This is a genomic window from Nocardioides rubriscoriae (genome assembly GCF_008087085.1).
Taxonomy (GTDB): Bacteria; Actinomycetota; Actinomycetes; order Propionibacteriales; family Nocardioidaceae; genus Nocardioides; species Nocardioides rubriscoriae.
This window is the reverse complement of sequence record NZ_VIYJ01000018.1, coordinates 16,459-36,284: the sequence shown is the minus strand read 5'-3', so window position 1 is coordinate 36,284 and position 19,826 is coordinate 16,459. Positions and strand designations below refer to the sequence as shown.

20 protein-coding genes and 1 tRNA gene are annotated in these 19,826 nt (G+C 72.0%); 2 read left to right on the top strand and 19 right to left on the bottom strand.

The window, feature by feature from the left end; translation table 11 throughout:
• A partial coding sequence (locus FZC61_RS24140; protein WP_211357378.1) for a helix-turn-helix domain-containing protein occupies positions 1 to 118 on the bottom strand: 118 nt, incomplete at its 3' end.
• On the opposite strand from FZC61_RS24140, the gene FZC61_RS24135 reads away from it, so the two are divergent.
• Both FZC61_RS24135 and FZC61_RS22460 read left to right on the top strand, forming a co-directional pair.
• Complete coding sequence (locus FZC61_RS24135; RefSeq protein ID WP_148616501.1) at positions 107 to 397, top strand: helix-turn-helix domain-containing protein; 291 nt, start codon at positions 107 to 109, stop codon at positions 395 to 397. The two genes, FZC61_RS24140 and FZC61_RS24135, sit on opposite strands and share 12 nt — an antisense overlap.
• 671 nt (positions 398 to 1,068) lie before the next feature.
• Positions 1,069 to 1,746 carry a hypothetical protein gene (locus FZC61_RS22460; protein ID WP_148616500.1) on the top strand — a complete coding sequence of 226 codons (678 nt, stop codon included), beginning with the start codon at positions 1,069 to 1,071 and terminating at the stop codon, positions 1,744 to 1,746.
• On the opposite strand, the gene FZC61_RS22455 is transcribed toward FZC61_RS22460, so the two are convergent.
• The 18 genes from FZC61_RS22455 to FZC61_RS22370 all read right to left on the bottom strand — a co-directional run bounded on the left by FZC61_RS22455 (position 1,743) and on the right by FZC61_RS22370 (position 19,796).
• Positions 1,743 to 2,687, bottom strand: coding sequence for a tyrosine-type recombinase/integrase (locus FZC61_RS22455; protein ID WP_148616499.1), 945 nt, complete (start codon positions 2,685 to 2,687; stop codon positions 1,743 to 1,745). The two genes, FZC61_RS22460 and FZC61_RS22455, sit on opposite strands and share 4 nt — an antisense overlap.
• Positions 2,688 to 2,939: 252 nt before the next feature.
• Positions 2,940 to 3,013: transfer RNA gene (locus tag FZC61_RS22450), tRNA-Pro, on the bottom strand.
• 104 nt (positions 3,014 to 3,117) lie between these two features.
• Positions 3,118 to 6,513, bottom strand: a complete 3,396-nt coding sequence (locus FZC61_RS22445; RefSeq protein ID WP_148616498.1) for an error-prone DNA polymerase — start codon at positions 6,511 to 6,513, stop codon at positions 3,118 to 3,120.
• The gene (locus tag FZC61_RS22440) at positions 6,513 to 8,093 is read right to left on the bottom strand and encodes a Y-family DNA polymerase (protein ID WP_148616497.1); all 1,581 of its coding nucleotides are present in this window, start codon (positions 8,091 to 8,093) and stop codon (positions 6,513 to 6,515) included. The genes FZC61_RS22445 and FZC61_RS22440 overlap by 1 nt, the downstream gene beginning before the upstream one ends.
• Positions 8,090 to 8,773 (bottom strand): hypothetical protein, encoded by a 684-nt coding sequence (locus FZC61_RS22435; RefSeq protein ID WP_148616496.1) that lies wholly within the window; start codon positions 8,771 to 8,773, stop codon positions 8,090 to 8,092. The genes FZC61_RS22440 and FZC61_RS22435 overlap by 4 nt, the downstream gene beginning before the upstream one ends.
• A 71-nt stretch (positions 8,774 to 8,844) precedes the next feature.
• Positions 8,845 to 9,834, bottom strand: coding sequence for a hypothetical protein (locus FZC61_RS22430; RefSeq protein ID WP_148616495.1), 990 nt, complete (start codon positions 9,832 to 9,834; stop codon positions 8,845 to 8,847).
• 37 nt (positions 9,835 to 9,871) lie between these two features.
• Positions 9,872 to 10,510 carry a hypothetical protein gene (locus FZC61_RS22425; protein ID WP_148616494.1) on the bottom strand — a complete coding sequence of 213 codons (639 nt, stop codon included), beginning with the start codon at positions 10,508 to 10,510 and terminating at the stop codon, positions 9,872 to 9,874.
• Between the two features lie 70 nt (positions 10,511 to 10,580).
• Positions 10,581 to 11,966, bottom strand: a complete 1,386-nt coding sequence (gene der / locus FZC61_RS22420) for a ribosome biogenesis GTPase Der (protein ID WP_148616493.1) — start codon at positions 11,964 to 11,966, stop codon at positions 10,581 to 10,583.
• Positions 11,963 to 12,724, bottom strand: a complete 762-nt coding sequence (locus tag FZC61_RS22415) for a lysophospholipid acyltransferase family protein (protein ID WP_148616492.1) — start codon at positions 12,722 to 12,724, stop codon at positions 11,963 to 11,965. Before FZC61_RS22415 ends, der begins: the two co-directional genes overlap by 4 nt.
• Positions 12,721 to 13,401 carry a (d)CMP kinase gene (gene cmk / locus FZC61_RS22410; protein ID WP_246142856.1) on the bottom strand — a complete coding sequence of 227 codons (681 nt, stop codon included), beginning with the start codon at positions 13,399 to 13,401 and terminating at the stop codon, positions 12,721 to 12,723. Before cmk ends, FZC61_RS22415 begins: the two co-directional genes overlap by 4 nt.
• Positions 13,402 to 13,412: 11 nt before the next feature.
• Complete coding sequence (gene aroH / locus FZC61_RS22405) at positions 13,413 to 13,799, bottom strand: chorismate mutase (RefSeq protein ID WP_148616491.1); 387 nt, start codon at positions 13,797 to 13,799, stop codon at positions 13,413 to 13,415.
• An 84-nt stretch (positions 13,800 to 13,883) separates the two neighbouring features.
• Positions 13,884 to 15,227, bottom strand: a complete 1,344-nt coding sequence (locus tag FZC61_RS22400; RefSeq protein ID WP_148616490.1) for a serine hydrolase domain-containing protein — start codon at positions 15,225 to 15,227, stop codon at positions 13,884 to 13,886.
• 186 nt (positions 15,228 to 15,413) lie between these two features.
• The gene (locus FZC61_RS22395; RefSeq protein ID WP_148616489.1) at positions 15,414 to 15,905 is read right to left on the bottom strand and encodes an NUDIX hydrolase; all 492 of its coding nucleotides are present in this window, start codon (positions 15,903 to 15,905) and stop codon (positions 15,414 to 15,416) included.
• Positions 15,906 to 16,093: 188 nt separating this feature from the next.
• The gene (locus tag FZC61_RS22390) at positions 16,094 to 16,843 is read right to left on the bottom strand and encodes a pseudouridine synthase (protein WP_246142855.1); all 750 of its coding nucleotides are present in this window, start codon (positions 16,841 to 16,843) and stop codon (positions 16,094 to 16,096) included.
• On the bottom strand, positions 16,840 to 17,538 hold the full coding sequence (scpB, locus tag FZC61_RS22385; RefSeq protein ID WP_148616488.1) for an SMC-Scp complex subunit ScpB: 699 nt from the start codon (positions 17,536 to 17,538) through the stop codon (positions 16,840 to 16,842). The genes FZC61_RS22390 and scpB overlap by 4 nt, the downstream gene beginning before the upstream one ends.
• A complete protein-coding gene (locus FZC61_RS22380; protein ID WP_148616487.1) occupies positions 17,535 to 18,392 on the bottom strand; it encodes a segregation and condensation protein A in 858 nt (285 codons plus the stop codon). The genes scpB and FZC61_RS22380 overlap by 4 nt, the downstream gene beginning before the upstream one ends.
• A gap of 19 nt (positions 18,393 to 18,411) precedes the next feature.
• Positions 18,412 to 18,822, bottom strand: a complete 411-nt coding sequence (locus FZC61_RS22375) for a hypothetical protein (RefSeq protein ID WP_148616486.1) — start codon at positions 18,820 to 18,822, stop codon at positions 18,412 to 18,414.
• Complete coding sequence (locus tag FZC61_RS22370) at positions 18,807 to 19,796, bottom strand: ParA family protein (RefSeq protein ID WP_211357402.1); 990 nt, start codon at positions 19,794 to 19,796, stop codon at positions 18,807 to 18,809. The genes FZC61_RS22375 and FZC61_RS22370 overlap by 16 nt, the downstream gene beginning before the upstream one ends.
• Positions 19,797 to 19,826 lie beyond the last annotated feature (30 nt).

Below are 19,826 nucleotides of genomic sequence, written 5' to 3'. Positions count from 1 at the left end.
TGTAGATCGTCTGGTCGCTGAGGTCGAGGTCGTGCGCCACGCTCGCGACGCTGCGTCCTGCAGCGAGCAAGTCGAGGACCTTGCCTCTGAACTCGGCTGAGTAGCCATGTCGTCCCATCTGTTCCTCCTGGTGTCAGGCACCAGAATCCAGAAACTCAGACGCCGTGGAACCCAGGACACACCAGAGCCTCCAACAAACCCAGGGCGATTCAAGAACGAGGTGAGGTTGTGTACGGCACAGCAAGTGTCGGAACTCCTACAAGTGCCAGTGACGTGGATTTATACACGGTGGGCCACTGGGAAGTTCCCACACATCAGGTTGAGGCGGCAGCTTCGCTCCCGGCTGGCCGAGGTTGCGGCGTGCTTGGAGCGCAACAGTCGGCCTGAACACCATTAGAGGTCAGGACGGCGTGATCGCCTACCAAGCGATGCAGCATCAAATCCGACTTGTCCTTGAGGGACCGGCAGCGGACTAACTGCGTTTCACCAGGTCAGAGCTGTGCAAGATGAGCCCCTTGGCGACCGCAGGGATACACACCGAGGATCCTGGTTAGCCGTTTGGTTGCTTGCCGAACTCAATGCTGCTCAGACGGTCTTACGAACAAACGGGCCCCGACTCTGCATTTCTGCAAGTCAGAGGCCCGTTCATTGTTTACTACTTCGGTCGGGCTGACAGGATTTGAACCTGCGACCCCTTGACCCCCAGCACGATTTCGGGGGGTCTCGGGCACGTGACCTCGATCTAGTTCTGAGCCTGAATCATGCCTCTGACCTGGGCAAACAGTCCATAAGGGCTGACGAACGCTTCACGTTCTCTACCTCGGCGTGTCGAACTGTTGACACCCCAAACGACACCTCAAGGGACCCCGCGTCCGTGAAGCGGCCAGGCGCTGCGGGGTGGTCGCTCTCTCTCATGGCCCGAGGGCCCGGGTGCGGGAGGTTCCTGATCTGACCGCCTGAACGTCCGTTGGGGTGAGAAAGTGGGCGTGGACTGGCCCTTGGAACTGGGGGAATATCGGAGACGGTCGTCCGATCGGATGGCCGCTCTCTCGGGTGAAGGTGAATTGGATGACCAGTCTCAGGCAACGGCTCAACGCCGACGATCAACGGGCGTTCGGTGGCGGTTCGACGATGAGTAAATGGATCGTCGCAATCGTCATGGTGTTGGCGATCGGCGCGTGGTTCGCGTTCTCGAACTTCCTGCTCGACCAGGACTCCGACGCCGCGACACCGTCGATGACCGGGACTTCGTCGCGCGTCTGCCAGCCCAACCCCGACCCCGCAGTGAGGCCGTGTGGCAGCAACGCCTACGGCACGCCCGCGCAGATGAAGGCTCGGTTCAAGGACGGCAAGTACCACAACGCGAAGGGCATCTCGCTCCCCGAGGGGACCTACGAGGCCGCCAAGGCGTACTACCGCAAGCATCCCAAGCAGCTCCCGGCCAGCGCCCGTACCGTGGCCCGCGGCACCGATGGCCGGATCGTCGCTCGCGGCATCGACTGGGGCTTCCTAGACTGGACCAAGAAGCGCCTGACCACCGTGCGGTGCGTGGGTTACGCCTGGCACCCCGCCGGCTGGTTCGGCTGCGACGACCGCCCGCCGTGGGAGGAGAAGGCCCGCGAGGTCACCATGAAGTGCGGCGGCGCGGCGATCATCCTGGCTACCACCGCTGGCACCACCGCCAGCGTCATCAGCGGCGCCACCGGCTGCGGCTGGGGCATCTTCGCCTCCCACGACGGGAACTAGCTACTCCACACTTTCCTCGAAGGCCCAGACTCACAAGGTCGGGGCCTTCGTGGTCGAGTGACCTTCGGCGGTCGTCGTCCACGGACGTCGAGGTCCGCGGGCATGGAGAACAGGCGGTCGTCAGGACCAAGCCCGCGCTCGGCGACCAGCTGCTTCACGGCCTCGGAGGCGACCCCGCGGATGCCGACGGTGCGCGGCTTCTTGCCCTTGGGGTAGTCCTTCCAGACGAACCGCGTGCCGTTGCCGGTGTTGACGACGGCCGTCTCGACGACCGTCCGGCGGATGGTCATGGTGCGGAAGTCGAGCCCGAACGAGGCGACCGTGAGGCCCATGAGTTCACCCCACCGCGCGCCGGACTCCGAGCCGAGCAGCGCAAGGGTGCGCCACCACGGGTCCATGGCCTTGACGATCTTGGCGACCTCCTCCGGCTCGTAGATCAGCACGTCGGGGTCGACGACCGTCGGGAGCAGCACGCCCTCGCACGGGTTGATCTGAATGAGCCCGTCGCGCTTGGCCGAGGCGCCCTTCTTCGCGGCGAGGATCGTCTGGAGCGCCTTGACCTTGGCCTTGATTGTCGAGGGCTTCACGCCGGCGCGGGCCATCTCGGCCACCCAGCCCTGCACCGTCGAGGGCAGGATCAGCCGCAGCTCCATCGCGCCGAAGGGGTCCTTGAGCGTGGCGTTGTAGTGCGAGCGGTAGGTGTCGACGGTCGTCTGCTCGCCGCCGCGGTTCGGGAGCCACTGGCGCTCGAAGTAGTCGGAGAACGTCACCTTGCCGGCGTTGGGGTCGAACCAGTCGCCGCGGCGGACCTTGGCCTCCTCGTCGTTGGCGAGGGCCAGGGCCGCGCGCTTCGATCGCTGGACGGGCGTCCTGCGCTGCTGGCCCAGGGCGTCGATGTAGACGCCGCGGTGACCGCGGCCGCGCGCCTCAGTCCAGGCCATCGGTCGCCACCTGGGTGAGCTCGCAACGGGCGTTGTCAGGGTCGTGCTGACCGCCCCAGCCGCAGGTGCAGCCGCAGGTGCGGCCGCAGGTGCAGGTCTCGCAGTGTGGTCTCTCGTTCACGGACGGAGGGTCCTCTCGGGGTCAAGAGGTTCTTGCGCCCGTGGATCGCCAACTCCCCATCAACACCCAAAGAGCCGCAAGAGGCCGTCCCCGCCACTGGCGGAAACGGCCTCTGACCTGCGGAAACTCTGTCGGGCTGACAGGATTTGAACCTGCGACCCCTTGACCCCCAGTCAAGTGCGCTACCAAGCTGCGCTACAGCCCGAACACCTCGCGAACGAGGCGTGAGCACCTTATCGCAGCCCGGCCGTCGGGTCGGAATCGGTATCGCCCAGGGCCGCGTCCTGTCAGGCACCGCCTCGGTCGAGCTCAGCGGAAGTCGCGCGACGAGGCCCTGGCCTGCAGCACCGCACCGGCCCCGGGCACCACGACGTCGATGCCCTCCACGCGATCGGCGACCAGGTTGGTGACCCCCTCGTTGCGCTCGAGGGTGCCGCGGACGACGACGGCGACCCTGTTGCGCGCGGCCTGGCGGTGGACCTTCATGACACCGATCGAGCAGACCACGTTGAGCATGCCGGTCTCGTCCTCGAGGTTGAGGAAGGTGACGCCCATGGCGGTGCCGGGGCGCTGACGATGGGTGATCAGCCCGCCGACGTGGACGCGTCGCCCGGACTCGGTGGTCTCGAGGTCGGCGATCGAACGGACGCCGGCGCGGCGCAGCTCCTCGCGCAGGTGCTCGACCGGGTGACGGTCGGGCGAGACCCCCGTGGCCCACAGGTCGGCCAGGGTCAGCTCGGGCTCGCTCATGCCGGGCAGCATCGGCGCCGCGGGGGCGGGAGTCGTGCCGGGCAGGTGGTCGGCGCTCTCGGCGAACCCGGCGGCCCACAGGGCCTGGCGTCGGTCGAGGCCCCAGGAGTCGAAGGCCCCTGCGGTCGCGAGCGCCTCGAGCTGGGTCGGGGTGAGGTCGGCGCGGCGCGACAGGTCGGTCACCCCGTCGTACGGCGCCGCCTCGCGTGCCGCCACGATCCGCCGCGCGACGTCGAGGCCGATGCCGCGCACCGAGTCGAGCCCGAGTCGCACCGCGAGCCGTGCGTCGCGCCGATGGGCGGGGACCGGGTCGGGGGTGCCCGGGACCCACTCGACCCGCTCGAACGAGGGGCGGCAGCAGCTCTCGAGGCCCGTGGCACCCGACTCCCCCGGCGCCAGGGCCTCCAGCCCCGCCTGGGCGCCGGACAGCGCGACGTCGGGTCGGCGGACCTCGACCCCGTGACGACGCGCGTCGCCGACCAACGACTGCGGGGAGTAGAAGCCCATCGGCTGGTTGCGCAGCAGCCCGGCCAGGAACGCGGCCGGGTAGTGCAGCTTGAACCACGACGACGCGTAGACGAGCAGCGCGAAGGACAGCGCGTGCGACTCGGCGAACCCGAAGTTGGCGAAGGACAGGATCTTGACGTAGATCGAGTCGGCCTTGTCGCCGGTCAGGCCCCGCCGGGCCATGCCGGCGTAGAGCTTCTCCTTGATCGACTCGATGCGCTCGACCCCGCGCTTGGAGCCCATCGCCCGGCGCAGCAGGTCGGCGTCGTCGCGCGTGCAGTCGCCGAGCGCGACCGCCATCGCCATCAGCTGCTCCTGGAACAGCGGCACGCCGCGGGTGCGCTCGAGCACCGGCACCAGGTCGGGGTGGTCGTAGGTGACGTCCTCCTGGCCGGTGGCGCGGCGTACGTAGGGGTGCACGGCACCGCCCTGGATCGGTCCGGGGCGGATCAGCGCGATCTCGATGGCCAGGTCGTAGAACTCACGCGGGCGCAGCCGCGGCAGGGTGCCGATCTGGGCGCGGCTCTCGACCTGGAACACCCCGATCGAGTCGGCGCGGCACAGCATGTCGTAGACGGCCGGCTCCTCCTTGGGCATCGTCGCCAGGGTCCAGCGCTCCCCCAGGTGCTCGTCGACCAGGCGCATCATGTGGTCGAGCGCGCCGAGCATGCCCAGGCCCAGCAGGTCGAACTTGACCAGGCCCATCGACTCGCAGGCGTCCTTGTCCCACTGCAGCACCGTGCGCTTGTCCATCCGCCCGCGCTCGATGGGGCACACCTCGCCGATCGGGCGCTCGGTGAGGACCATGCCGCCGGAGTGGATGCCGAGGTGGCGCGGCGCACCCATCAGCTGCTCGGCCAGGGCCACCACCGGGGCGGGCACGTCGTGCGCGGCCTGGTCACCGGCGTCACCGGTGACGACCGACTGCCAGCCGTCGATCTGCTTGGACCAGGCGTCCTGCTGGCCCTGGGAGTGGCCGAGCGCCTTGGCCGCGTCGCGCACCGCCATCCGCGGTCGGTAGGCGATCACGTTGGCGACCTGGGCGGCGTTGCGGCGACCGTAGGTGTCGTAGACCCACTGGATGACCTCCTCGCGGCGATCGGAGTCGAAGTCGACGTCGATGTCGGGCTCCTCGTCGCGGTGGGCGGAGATGAACCGCTCGAAGGGCAGCTTGTAGAGGACGGCGTCGACGGCGGTGATGCCGAGGGCGAAGCACACTGCTGAGCTGGCCGCCGATCCTCTGCCCTGGCAGAGGATCCCCTGCTCGCGGGCGAACGCGACGATGTCGTGGACGATGACGAAGTAGCCGGCGAAGTCCTTGGTCGAGATCACCCGCAGCTCGTGCTCGAGGCGCTCACGGGCCTCCTGCTCGTGCGCCAACCCGACGTAGCGCTCGGCGAAGCCCCGTTCGGCGAGCACCCGCAGCCACGAGTCGGCGGTGTGGCCGGCGGGGATCTGCCGCTTGGGCAGGGCGGGCGAGGCCTTGCGCAGGTCGAAGGCGATCTCGTCGGCCAGGCTCACCGAGCGCTCGACCGAGCCCGGGTGGGCCACCAGCGCCCGGGCGGTCTCGGCGCCGGAGCGCAGGTGGGCCGAGGCCGACAGGTCGAGCCACCCGTCGAGGTCGGCCAGGCTGCGACGCGCGCGGACCGCGGCCATCGCCGTGGCCAGCCGGTGCTGACGGGGTGTCGCGTGGTGGACGTTGCCGGCGGCGACGACGTCGAGACCGTGCGCATCGGCCAGCCGGGCGAGCACGGCGTTGGTCTCGTCGGCGCCCGGCCGGGGCGACAGCTCGACCAGCACGTGCTCGAGCCCGAAGAGCGCGGTCAGGCGGTCGAGAGCCGCGGCCGCCGCCGGCTCGTCGCCGCGCGCCAGCGCCTGGCGTACGGCGCCCTTGCGACAGCCGGTGAGCACCACCCAGTGGCCCCGGCCGCGCTCGCCCAGCTCGTCGAGGTCGTAGACGGGGCGTCCCTTCTCGTCGCCACGCAGGTGGGCCTCGGTGATCGCGCCGGCCAGGCGGTGGTAGCCCTCGACCCCCCGCGCGAGCACCAGCAGGTGGCTGCCCTCGGGGTCGGGCACGCCGTTCTGCGGACCGCTCAACCCCAGCGACAGCTCGGCGCCGTAGACCGTCAGCAGGTCGTAGGCCGCGGCGGCCTCGGCCAGCATCGGCGCGCCGTAGAACCCGTCGTGGTCGGTGATCGCCAGGGCGTGCAGGCCCAGCCGCACGGCCTCCTCGACGAGCTCGGCCGGGGAGCTCGCCCCGTCGAGGAAGCTGAAGTTGCTGTGGCAGTGGAGCTCGGCGTAGGGCGTGACCGCGCCGGGCCGCTCGATGGGGCGCGCCCGGGTCGGCCCGCGCTTGCGCCGCGAGATCGGCGCGTCGTCGGCCCCGGGGCGCCCGCTCAGGCGCGCCTCGAGCTCCTTCCAGTGCATGGAGGGGTTGTTCCAGCCCATCAGTCGTAGCCTGCTTCCACGGTCCACCCGCTCGGCGCGCACAGCAGCAACCAGGCCCGCCCGTCGGCCCCGACGACCTGGAACCGCGCGCAGAGCCCGGCCCCACCGGACCACCACGACTCGTCGACCGGCCAGGGCCCCGCCCAGGCCGAGACCGGCTGCCAGGGCAGGGCGCGGCCCTCGGTCGCGGCTCCCAGCCGGAAGCGCCGGGGCTCCGCGGTCACGGCGCCGCGCTCGGTGACCGCGACGGCGCGGCCGCCGTCGTCGACCACCTCGGCGACCGGCGGCGCGGCGAAGACGCGCACGGGGGCCGGGCCGGGCACCCGCCCGGGCCAGGGCCGGTCGACCGGGCGCAGGTCGACGGCCCGCTCGCCCCAGGGCACCAGGGCCTGACGGGCCGCCGGGCTGCGGCCGCCCTGCAGGACCGGGCGGCGTACGGCGTCGAAGCCGACCATGGCCTGCACGCGGGCCACGCCGCGCTCGACGAGGTCGTCGGACGCACCGCCCCACAGGGCCGCCCCGTGGGCTGCGGCGGGCTCGACGGTCTCGGGCACGAACCGCACCCGGTCGATGGGCGCGCGCACGGACCCGGCGTCCTTGCGGGAGCGCAGCCCCGCCCCCTCGACCCCGGACTGCAGCTGCCAGTGGACCCGGTCGACGAGGTCACGGGGGCCGAAGTGGCGCGGGTGCAGCCAGGTGCGCCGCGAGCAGACCGCCCCGTCGGACTCGGCCTCGATGCGGACCCCGGTGGCGACCAGCTGGTGGCGCTCGAGCTGGGCCAGGAAGCGCTCGGCGGTGGTGCGCACGCTGAAGGTCACGGCCTCGACCGAGTCGAGCGGCGGCTCGAAGGCGACCTCGGCCTCGAGCTCGGGCGGCGGGGTGCGGGCGGCGAACAGCGCGGGGTCCTCGCCGCGCGCACGCCGCCACACCGAGGCGCCGTAGCGGCCCAGGCGGTGCTCGACGGCTTCGCCGGGCAGGGCGGCGAGGTCGCCGAGGGTGGTGAGCCCGAGGCGCTGCAGCAGGCTGACCACCGCGCGCCCCTGGGCGCCGTCGCCCTCGAGCACGTGCACCGGCAGCGTGCGCAGGAAGGCCGCCGACCCGCCTGCGGGCACGACCTCCCAGCCCTGCACGTCGGCGGTGCGCGCGGCCTGCTCGGCGGCGAAGAGGTCGTCGGCCACGCCGATGCGGACGTCCCAGACCCCGACCTCGACCAGCGCCTGGCACACCGTCGCCGCAGCGTTGGCCTCGGTGCCGAACCAGCTGCCCGGGGCGCGTACGGCGAGCAGCCCGGGCCGCAGCGCCGCCACCCCGGGACGCAGCTCCTCGACGGTGGCCAGGACGGGCTCGAACGCCCGCGCGTCACGGTCGGGGTTGGCCGCCAGCAGCGCCAGCTCGGGACAACGCCCCTGGGCGTCGCGGCGCCGGTGGCCCCGGCGCACGCCCTCGGCGCGGGCCGGGCCGTTGCAGACCTCGACGACGTTGGCCGACAGCACCGCGGCGGGGGTGCGCGGCGGCAGACCCTGCTCGGCCAGCCCGGCCACCACCGCCCAGTCGGGGCACCAGACCACCAGGACCCTCATCCCGACGCCTCCCGCAGGCCCCCGTGGTCCCCGTGGCCCAGGAGCACCGGCGCCGCCACCCGGGCTCCGGGCCAGGTGAGCTCAGCGCGCTGGGGCGGCCGCGCCCCGCGGCGTACGACGAGGCGGGCGTGGCGCTCGTGGAGCCGGCCGGTGCCGGCGTCGGGTCCGGTCCACCGCGACTCCTCGACGCTGACCCGGGCCTCGACGCGCGGCCAGTCGCCCCACACCACCAGGACCGCCGAGCGGGTGCGCAGCCGGGAGTCGAGCACCCCGGCGGCCCGGGCGTCGACGGTGGCCGGGGGGCGAAGCACCACGACGCGGAGAACGTCGACCAGCGCCGCGGTGACCTCGAGCCAGTGCTCACCCGGGTCGGGCACCAGCACCGTGCGCGACAGCTCGACGCCCAGCTCGGCGGCCGCCTCGACCCCGAAGTCGGGGCAGCCGGCGAAGCCGACCCACTCACCGGCGGCCGAGGCCCCCGCGGCCAGCGCCAGGGCCAGCGACGCCGAGTCGACGCCGTAGGTCGCGCCCGCGTGCAGGGGCACCAGGTCGGCCAGTCCCGGCAGGGTCGCCACCTCGGCGCGCGCCGGCCGCTGCTCCATCGCGGCCACGCGCTCGCGCAGCTGGTCGACCACGGAGCGGGCCGGGTCGAGCGGCGTGAGGGCGGGACGGGCGGGCACCCTTCATCTTCGAACAGATGTTCGAACGCGTCAAGATCACGACCGTCCGACGAGGCATCCTCGCACGCCGGTCAGCGCACGGCCGCCGAGTCGTCGGAGACCTTCAACGACGAGGTGTCCACGGCCACGAACGCCGAGGCCGGGATCGTCTTGAGGTCCTCGATCAGCCGCTCCGGCCACGCGGCGCTCTGCTCGCCCTGGAAGAACCACGGCGAGCCGTTGTCGGCCAGCACCAGGCCGTAGGCCTTCATCGCCGCGACCACCCGCTTGGCCTCGACGCCCAGCCCGGCCGCCGACCACGAGGCCCGCAGCCGGAAGCGCGCCCCCATCGGCGGGTAGGCCAGCGAGCTCCTCGACCCCGCGTCGTGACGGGCCGGCCACAGGTGGTGACGGCTGGTGACGTCGGTGGTGAAGCGGATGGCGTGGTCGATCCGGTCGTCGCGCACCTCGTTCCAGCGCAGCAGGCCCGGCAGGATCGGCAGGCCGGCCGCGTCGGCGGAGGTCCAGCCGTCGGGGCGCAGCGCGTTGGACCGCAGCGACCACACCGCCCCCGAGCCACCCCGCCAGCCCGACGGCGTACGCCGGGCGGCGTAGACCTCGTAGAGACGGCAGGTGCCCTTCTGCACCACGATCGCGTGGCGGTCGCCGTCGGAGGCGCGCCCGCCCTCGATGCGGGTGTCGCGCCCCAGCGGGTAGCGCACCCGGTCACTCTCGGAGGCGTAGTCGAACCGGACCCGCACCCGCGGGTGGTCGCGTCCCACGACCGTGACGGGGATGCCGTAGTCGGGTCCGTCGCCGTACGACGGCCCGAAGTCGGGGTGCAGGTCGGACCCGGTCGACATGTGCGAGAGCCACTGGCGGCTGCGCGCGTGCACCGGGAGACCGCTCACGTCGGCGTGCCACCAACTGTCGGCGGGGAAGGTGCGGCACGTGGTGCCTGCGACGGGAGAACCAGCAGCGCTCCGCGCGCCGGGCCGTTCGGGCATCGCCGCGGCGGGGCCCACGGTGAGCAGGGTGGCGAGCAGCGGCAGCACCAGCCCCACGACGACAGGACGGGTCACGCGCACCCTTTCACGGTACGCCGAGCCACGCAGGTCGTCAGCCCTCGCTGGCGATCAGGGTGAGCACGCCGGTGGTCAGCTCGAGGAGGGCGTCCGCGTCGAGGTCGGCGGCCTGCAGGATGCTGGCCCGCACGATGGTGTCGCCGACCAGCACCAGACCGATCGACTGCAGGGACTCGCCCCCGAGCGGGCTGGGGCCGACCGCGACCTTGGCACCGTCCCCGACGTCGGGGAGGTCGGTCTCGACGCTCCCCTCGATCGGGCCGACCGCGGTGTTGGAGATGTTGGCCGCCGCCCCCTCGAAGCCGTCGGCGAAGTCGTCGACGCCGAACTGCTCGACGTAGACGGAGGGCTGCACGGGGTCGGCGGGCTGGTACTCGCACTGCCCGCCCCCGGGCGAGACCTCCGCCGTCGCGGTGCTCATGCCGGGCACCGCCGCCATCTCCTCGACGGTGATCGCCGAGCAGTCGACGAAGCTGACCGACTCGTCAGGGCCCTCGTCAGGGCCCTCGTCAGGGCCCTCGTCAGGGCCCTCGGTGGTGGTCGGGTCGCCGGACGCGGTGCTCTGAGGACCACCGTCGGCCGGGTCGTCGGTCTCCCCGCCGCAGGCCGTGAGCCCGGACAAGGAGACGACGGCGAGCACTGCCAGGGTCGCGAGGGAGCGAGGAGGGCGCATGGGCCCGAAACTAGGGGCAGGACCGACTGCGGCGAATCGGGGGAACGTACTATCCGGGCCGCAGCCGTGATCAGCGCTTGCGCTTCTCGCGCACCCGCTGCTGCAGGATGATCGGGGTCCCGACGAAGCCGAACTCCTCGCGCAGGCGGCGCTCGACGTAGCGCTCGTAGGACGCCTCGAGCTTGCCCGAGGTGAACAGCACGAACATCGGCGGCGCGGACCCTGCCTGCGTCGCGAACAGGATCTTGGGCTGCTTGCCGCTGCGCACCGGGTGGGGGTGCTCGGCGACCAGGCGGCCGAGGAAGCCGTTGAGGACGCCGGTGCTGACGCGGGTCTCCCAGCCCTCGAGCGCCTTGTCGATGGCCGGGGCGAGCCGGTCGATGTGCCAGCCGGTGCGGGCGGTGACGTTGATGCGCGGCGCCCACTGCACCTGCACCAGGTCGCGCTCGATCTCGCGCTCGAGGTAGTAGCGGCGCTCCTGGTCGACCAGGTCCCACTTGTTGAAGGCGATGACCAGCGCGCGGCCGGCCTCGCGGATGGTCTGGATGATGCGGATGTCCTGCTCGGAGACGGGCTGGCCGCCGTCGATGACGAGCACGGCGACCTCGGCGCGGTCGATCGCGGTGGTGGTGCGCAGCGAGGCGTAGTACTCGTGGCCCGAGGCCTCCTTGACCCGCTTGCGGATGCCGGCGGTGTCGATGAAGCGCCACAGGCGTCCGTCGAGCTCGATCAGCTCGTCGACAGGGTCGACGGTGGTGCCGGCGACGTTGTCGACCACGACGCGGTCCTCCCCGGCCAGCTGGTTGAGCATCGAGGACTTGCCGACGTTGGGCTTGCCGACGATGGCGACCCGGCGCGGACCGCCGAGCTCCTTGTCACGGTCGGGCGGCGGCTCGGGCAGGGCCGCGAGGATCGCGTCGAGCATGTCGCCGGACCCGCGGCCGTGCAGGGCCGAGACCGGCCACGGCTCGCCGAGCCCGAGGTTCCACAGCGCGAAGGCCTCGGCCTCGGTGCGCAGGTCGTCGACCTTGTTGGCCGCGAGCACCACGGGCTTGCCCGACTTGCGCAGGATCTTGACGACCTCCTCGTCGTGGTCGGTGATGCCGACCGTCGCGTCGACGACGAACAGCACGGCGTCGGCAAGACTGACGGCCACCTCGGCCTGCGCGGCGATGCGCTGGGCCAGGCCGCGCGCGTCGGGGTCCCAGCCGCCGGTGTCGACGACGGTGAAGGCCCGGCCGTTCCAGTGGGCGTCGTAGGGCACCCGGTCGCGGGTGACCCCGGGCACGTCCTCCACGACGGCCTCACGGCGTCCGATGATCCGGTTGACGAGCGTCGACTTGCCCACGTTGGGGCGCCCCACGACGGCCAGGACCGGGATGGGTCCGTCGTGCTCGCGGTCGTCGGCGCCGAGGATGGCGCCGTCGTGGTAGGTCTCGTGCTCGTGCTCGGTCATGCTGACTTCTCCGTGACACCCCCGCCGGGGTCTGGTTCGTGCTGGCCCGCAGGAAGCGGTCCGGGGAGCGAACGCCCGGTCACGCGGATGGATTCCTGCAGGTCGGCGAGCATCCGGGCTCGCAGGAGGCGCGAGGCCTTCCCCACATCGTCTCGCGTCCGGGGCCAGGACACCGCATCGACGACGTGCGGTGGACCGAAGACGAGCTCGATCGTCGCGCCCCCGCGCGGCAACGACGAGGACGACCCGCCGGGCTCGCGGCTCCCCGACATCATCAGCGGCACGACCGGGGCGCCGGTGACCATCGCCAGGTAGGCCGCGCCACGGTGGAAGAGCTCGAGCTCGCCCGACCCGCGCGTGCCCTCGGGGAAGATGCCCACAACCCCGCCCTCGCGCAGCACCTGCACGCTCAGCCGGACCGCCCGGGGGTCGGTGTGCATCCGGTCCAGCGGGATCTGGCCCGCGGCGGTCAGGAAGCGCCCCAGGAAGCCGCGGAACATCTCGATCTTGGTCAGGGCGTGCACCGGGCGCGGGGCGAAGATGGCCATCAGCGGACCGTCGACGACCCCGATGTGGTTGGCCGCGATCACGACCGGTCCCGTCGCCGGCACGTGCTCGGCCCCGTGGACGACGACGCGGTAGCGGCGCCGCACCAGCCACGCGCAGAAGGGGCGGGCGCCGTGCAGCAGCCAGCGGCGTGGGCGGGGCACGCCGTCGGTGCGAGGCCGCTCGGCGTGGACGCTCGCCCCGGGGGTCACGGAGCCGGCTCGAGCGCCTGCTCGACGAGCCCCGCGAGCAGGGTGATCACCTCGTCGAGGGAGTACGACGTGGTGTCGAGGTGGACCGCGCCGTCGGCCTGCACCAGCGGGGCGGTCGCCCGCCCCGAGTCGATGCGGTCGCGCTCGCGCAGCACCTGCTCGGTGGTGCCGACGTCGCTGCTGCCCTCCTCGAGGGCGCGTCGCGCCGCTCGGGCCGCGGGGTCGGCGGTGAGGTAGGCCTTGACCTCGGCCTGCGGCCACACGACCGAGCCGATGTCGCGGCCCTCCACGACGATCCCGCCGGCGCCGATGATGTCGCGCTGCATCGCCAGCAGCCTCGCCCGGACCGCCGGCACCGTGCTGACCGGCGACACCGCACGGGTGACCTCGTCGGTGCGGATGGCGGCGCTGACGTCGGTGCCGTCGACGGCGATCGTCGGACCGGTCGGGTCGGTGCCCGAGGAGAGCACCGGCTCGTCGACCCGGGCGGCCACGGCCTCGGAGTCGTGGACGTCGACCCCGTGGTGCAGCATCCACCACGTCACGGCCCGGAACATCGCACCCGTGTCGAGGTAGCGCAGCCCCAGCCGCTCGGCGACGCCGCGGCAGGTGCTCGACTTGCCTGATCCGGAGGTGCCGTCGACGGCCACCACGATGCTTCCCAGGTCCCCTGCCACGGGGCCAGATCCTACTGTTCGTCGGGCACGGACCTGACCCGCGTCAGGTCGCTGCGCAGCGCCGCGGCCCCGTGCAGGTAGCAGTGGGTGATCTCGGAGCGCGGCAGGTCGGTCTCGACGTGCGCCATCATCCGCACCACCCGCGGCATCGAGCCGTCGATCTCGAGCTCTCGAGCACAGATCAACGGGACGTCACCGAACCCCAGCTGCCGCGCGGCGTACGCCGGGAACTCGCTGTGGAGGTCGGACGTGGCGGTGAAGATCACCGAGATGAAGTCGTCGACGTCAAGCCCGTTGGACGCCATCACGTCGAGCACCATCTCCGAGACCCGCTCGAGCATCTGCTCGCGCTCGTCGACCTCGAGCTGGGTCGCTCCTCGCACCGCACGCACCGCCATGGGTCCCAGGCTAGACAGTCCCGCACGGGGATCCCCACCGTCGGCGGCCTCGTGGACAGGGCGGCCTCGACCCGCCAGGGCGGACTACGACGGTTCCTGGCCGAAGGCCAGCGGCTCGCGAGAGACCAGGTAGGTCGCCCAGCTCAGCTTGTGCACGGTCCCGTCCTCGCGCCGGGTGACGCGCAGCAGCTCGCCGCGCTCACGCCCGGTGACCGTGCGGTAGACGTCGTCGCCGACCTTCTCGAACACCGACGCCGGCTTGTGGGCCGGCAGGTCGGGGCTGCGCGCCTCGAGCTGACCGTCGCGCACCGAGAACACCAGCGGCGACCCCTCGGAGTACCACGTGCCGAGGAGCGGCACGAGCTCGTCGGGCACCTCGGTGCCCGGCCGCCAGGCCTCCGGCTCCTCGGGGTCGTCCTCGACCACCAGATCGGCCAGGTCGATGGCGAACCCGGCCGGGTCGGGCGAGACCGAGCTGTTCATCAGCACCACCCCGCCGGTGCCGGACTCGCGGTCGGTGAAGACACCGGTGATCTGGCCGGGCATGCCGCCGGTGTGGCCGACGTAGACCCGGGTGCCGCGCCGGACGAGGAAGAACCCCAGGCCCATCGCTCCGACCCAGCGCTCGACGTCGATCATGATCTGCGGCTGGCACATCTCCTCGAGCGTGTCGGGCGAGAGGATCTCGGCCGGCGGGTCGGCCACGAAGCCCGACCAGGTCGCGAGGTCGTCGAGCGTCGAGGCGAGCCCGCCGCACGCGTTCATGGCGCCGAGGTCGACGTCGGGCTCCGGCACCGGCACGTCGGTGTGCGGCGGCACGAAGTAGGCCCGCACCCGCGCCCCGTCGAAGCCGACCGTCGTACGACGCATCCCGAGCGGGTCGAGCAGCCGTCGTTGCAGGGTCTCGCCCCACTCGAGGCCGTCAGCACGGGCGATCACCTCGCCGAGCAGGGAGTACATCAGGTTGGAGTAGTGGAACCGCTGGTGCGGCGCCATGACCCGCTCGGCCTTGGCGAACCCGGCCACGAGCTGCTCGCGATCGGGCCACACGAGGGTCTCCCAGACGTCGCCGACCGGCTCGCGCTGGATGCCGGAGGTGTGCGACAGCATCTGCCGCAGCGTGACCTCGCCGTGCGGGCTGCCAGGCAGGTGCCGGTCGAGCCGGTCGTCGAGGCTGAGCCGCCCCTCGTCGCGCAGCTGCATGATCATCACGGCGGTGAAGGTCTTGCTGATGGACGCGACGAGGAACTGGTCGTCGCGCCCGGGGGCGACGTCAGGCCGAGCCACGTCGGCCGCCCCCACGCCGTCGTGCCAGACCAGCTCACCGTGGCGCACGACCCCCGCCGCCACTCCCGGGACACGCCCGGTGCGCTGCTTGTCGAGCACGGTGCGCCGCAGCCGGCGCCGGGTGGTGTCCATCAGCTCCATGCGCCGACCCTAGAAGACCGGGTCGAGTTGGCAGGTTCCGACAGGTCGCCGCGGCGTCGCTCGACTGGGCGGTCGACACGTTGGTCGACTGCAGCCGGTTCACGCCGAGGCAGGGACGACGGCTCCACCACCTGCGGCCGAGGTCGCCGGCGCCCGGACGGAGGACGACACCGTGCTGAGTCGTCCTCACCGATGATGCTGCCGCCAGACCGAGCTCTCCCCAGCCGCACGAGCGCTACTCCAGAGCTCCTCGTAGAACCGTTCCAGACCGGCCTCGATGGTGAGGACCGACAGGAAGTCCGCCCTGGCCACCTCCCGCCGCTCGACCGTCTCGTGGTGAGGCTGCCACGGCTCGACGGCGACACGCGCCGACCAGTGCGACCTCACCAGCACCACGCCCTGCTCGTGACCCTCGAGGCACCTGCTGACCGTGAAGCCCAGCAGCCTGGCCGTCTCGACCTCGCAGCAGGCCTCCTCACGGACCTCGCGCCGCAGGGTGTCGAACAGGCTCTCGTCGGCCTCGGGCCGCCCTGCAGGCAGCTCCCAGCACTCCGCGTCTCGGGAGACCATCACGACGCCGCGATCGGTGAGACAGACACCGGAGCTCCCGTGGTTGGTCCCGTCGGGAGCGACCTGCTGCGGCGTCCACGTGATCAGCCAACGCTGGTCGGCGATCACCACGTCCCAGACCACGCCCCGAGGTTAGTCGTCACGCCGGTCGAGAACAGCGGGCCACGGAGCGCCGCGCGAAGACGAGCGCCGTGCGAGTCGTGTCGAGCGTCTCGCGCGCCGACGACCACGTCGCTGCTCCTGACGGAGGTACGCCCGCCCCTCTACGTACCCCGTCGTGGATCACCGCCACGCGCTCACAGGCGGACGCTGTCGAGCAGGGCCCCCAGCTCGTCGTTGGTCAGCTCGCGCAGCTGGCCCGACGGCAGGCCGCCGAGCTTGACCGGCCCGAACCGGATGCGGCTCAGCTTGCGCACGGGGTGGCCGAGCTGGTCGAGCAGGCGGCGCACGATGCGGTTGCGGCCCTCGTGGATGACCAGCTCGACGATCGACTTGGGGCGGGTCGCGGCGATGATGCGCACCTCCGTGGGACGCACCGGCCCGTCGTCTAGCTCCACACCCGCGAGCAGCGTCGCCACCGTCTCCTTGGTCACCTCGCCGTCGACCTCGGCGACGTAGGTCTTGTCGACCTCGTACGACGGGTGGGCCATCTTGTGGGCGAAGTCGCCGTCGTTGGTCAGCAGCAGCAACCCCGAGGTGTCGAAGTCGAGCCGGCCGACGTGGAAGAGCCGCTCGGGGCGGTCGGCGACGAACTCCTCCAGGGTGCGGCGCCCCTCGGGGTCCGACATCGTCGAGACCACCGAGCGCGGCTTGTGCAGCACGAGGTAGACGTGGTCGCTGATCGGGGGCAGGCGCTGGCCCGACACCCTGATCACGGCGGTGCGCGGGTCGACCTTGGTGCCGAGCCGGGTGACGACCTCGCCGTCGACCTCGACCTCGCCGTCGAGCATCAGCTCCTCGCACTTGCGCCGCGACGCGACGCCCGACTGGGCCAGCAGCTTCTGCAGCCGGACCAGACCCTCGTCGTCGGTGTCGATCTCCCTCACGCCTCGGCGTCCTGTGCTGCGGGCGGCGCGACGGGCTGCTCAGCAGGCTCCGCGGACACCGGGTCGGGGCGCGACTGCGACGCGGCCATCTCGGCCAGCTCGTCCTCAAGGTCGTCCATCTCGGGCAGGTAGGGCGCCAGCTCGGGCAGCTCGTCGATCGACTGGATGCCGATGCGCTCCAGGAAGTAGGTGGTGGTGCGGTACAGGGTCGCCCCGTGCTCGCCGTCACGACCGGCCTCCTCGACCAGGCCGCGGGTCAGCAGCGTGCGCATGACGCCGTCGACGTTGACACCACGGATCGCCGAGACACGGGCCCGTGAGACCGGCTGCTTGTAGGCCACCACGGCGAGCGTCTCGAGCGCCGCCTGGGTCAGCCGCGCCTGCTGGCCCTCGAGCACGAAGCCCTCGACGACCGCGGCGTACTCCTCGCGGGTGTAGTAGCGCCAGCCACCGGCGACGTTGCGCAGCTCGAAGCCCCGCCCCTGCTCGCTGTAGTCGGCCGCCAACGCACCGAGAGCGTCCGTGACCTCGTCGGCCGGGTAGCCGACCGCGGTGGCCAGGACCGTCGCGTCGAGGGGCTGGTCGGCGACCATGAGCACCGCCTCCAGCGCGGGGCGCAGCTCGGTGAGCGGCACCGCCAGCTGCTCGTCGGGCTGGACGTCGGGCTGGACGTCGGTGAGGTCGGTCTCGGTCATAGGGTCTCCTGGGGCGAGGTGTCGACCGGCAGCGGAGTGCCGTCGAACTCGTCGATCTCGATCTCGTCAGCGGTCTCGTCGTCGCCGGTCCAGCGCACGGACAGCTCGCCCAGGGCCTGCACCTGCTCGAAGGCCACCGCACCCTCGCGGAACAGCTCGAGCAGCGCGAGGAACCGGGCCACGGTGGTCAGGGTGTCGGGCGAGTCGCCGCACAGCGCCCGGAAGGTCATGGTGCCGCCGCGCTTGAGCCGGTCGACGACGAGCCCGGCCTGCTCGCGCACCGACACGGTCGCGGCGTGGATGTGGTGCAGCCCGACCTCGGGCGCCACCTTGGGCTCCAGCGCCCGGGCCGCGAGGCCGGCGAACTGCTCGAGGCCGATCCCGATCAGCACCTCCGGCAGCAGCCCGGCGAAGCGCTCCTCGAGCCCGACCGCGCGGGGGTGGCGCAGCGCCTCGCCGTCGACCCGGGTGGCCAGGAACCCCGCCACCTGCTTGAACGCCTTGTACTGCAGCAGCCGGGCGAAGAGCAGGTCGCGCGCCTCGAGCAGCGCGAGGTCCTCCTCGTCCTCGACGTCGCCCTGGGGCAGCAGTCGCGCGCACTTGAGGTCGAGCAGGGTCGAGGCGACCAGGAGGAACGAGGTGGTCTGCTCGAGGTCCCACACCGGCCCGCCGGCCTTGACGTGGGCGATGAACTCGTCGGTCACCCGTGACAGCGCGACCTCGGTGATGTCGAGCTTGTGCTTGGAGATCAGGCTCAGCAGCAGGTCGAACGGGCCCTCGAAGTTGTCGAGGTGCAGCGAGAACTCCGGGGTCGCCGTACCGGGTTCGGGGCGCTCGAGCTCGGTGGCGGTCATCGCCGGTGCGTCCGGGCGCTCATCCGTCGAGCAGACCGCGCACGAGCATGCTGTCGGCGCCGTGCTCGTGGAAGTCGGCCAGCACCAGGTCGATCGCCTCGCGCACCAGACGGCCGCGGTCGACCGCCAGGCCGTGCTCGGCACGCAGCTCGAGGCGGGTGCGCTCGAGGTCGAGGAGCTCGGCGGAGGTGACGTAGACCGTCATCTTCTCGTCGTGCTTGATCCGACCGCTGGCGCGCTTCTTGGCGTCGCTGGTCTGCTCGGGCTCGTCGGGCACCGCCCGCACACCCGACTGCGCCGATCCGTTCGCCGATCCACGGGCCGGTCCCTGGGCCGATCCCTGCGGCTTCCCCACCGCAGGGTCGGCGTCGGCCGGGGCCGTCGGCCGGAACAGGTCGTCGGCCGCCGGCAGGCTCACTCTCCGGGCCATCGGGCGAGCACCTCCCGGGCGAGCTGGCGGTAGGAGTCGGCGCCGGCCGACGACGAGGCGTACGCGGTGATCGGCTCACCGGCGACCGTGGCGTCGGAGAACTTCACGGTGCGCTTGATGACGGTGTGGAAGACCGTGTCGCCCCAGGCCTGGACCAGGCGCTCCATCACCTCGCGGCTGTGCAGGGTGCGCCCGTCGAACATGGTGCCGAGCACGCCGTCGATCTCGAGCTTGGGGTTGAGCCGCTCGCGGACCTTGTCGATGGTCGTCTTGAGCAGGGCGACGCCGCGTAGCGCGAAGTACTCGCACTCCAGCGGCACGATCACGCCATCGGAGGCGGTGAGCGCGTTGACCGTCAGCAGGCCCAGGGACGGCTGGCAGTCGATGAGGATGACGTCGTACTGCTCCAGCGCGGGGGCGAGCACGCGTTGCAGGGTCTGCTCGCGGGCGACCTCGTGCACCAGCTGCACCTCGGCGGCCGACAGGTCGATGTTGGAGGGCAGCAGGTCCATGCCCGGCACGCCGGACGGGACGACGACCTCCTCGATGATCACGTCGCGCTGCATCAGCAGGTTGTAGATGGTCAGGTCCATCTCGTGCGGGTGCAGTCCCAGGCCCACCGAGAGCGAGCCCTGGGGGTCGAAGTCGACCAGCAGCACCTTGCGGCCCTGCTCGGCCAGGGAGGCGCCCAGGTTGATGGTCGTCGTGGTCTTGCCGACGCCGCCCTTCTGGTTGCACATCGACACCACCCGCGCGGGCCTTCCGGCGACGACCGGTCGCGGGTCGGGGAACGACGGCATCGGGCGCCCGGTCGGTCCGACCTCGGGCTGGGCCGGGGCGTCGGACGCCGCCGGGGCGGTCGTGGCCGGGCGCTCGAACGCGAGCATCGACGCCTCGTTCTCGGCCTCGGCCGGACGCGGGACCTCCGTCCGTGGCGGCATCGCGGGGGTGCCGACGAACGATCCGTCAGTCATGGGTGCTCCTCAGGTGGTGGACGTCGAGCC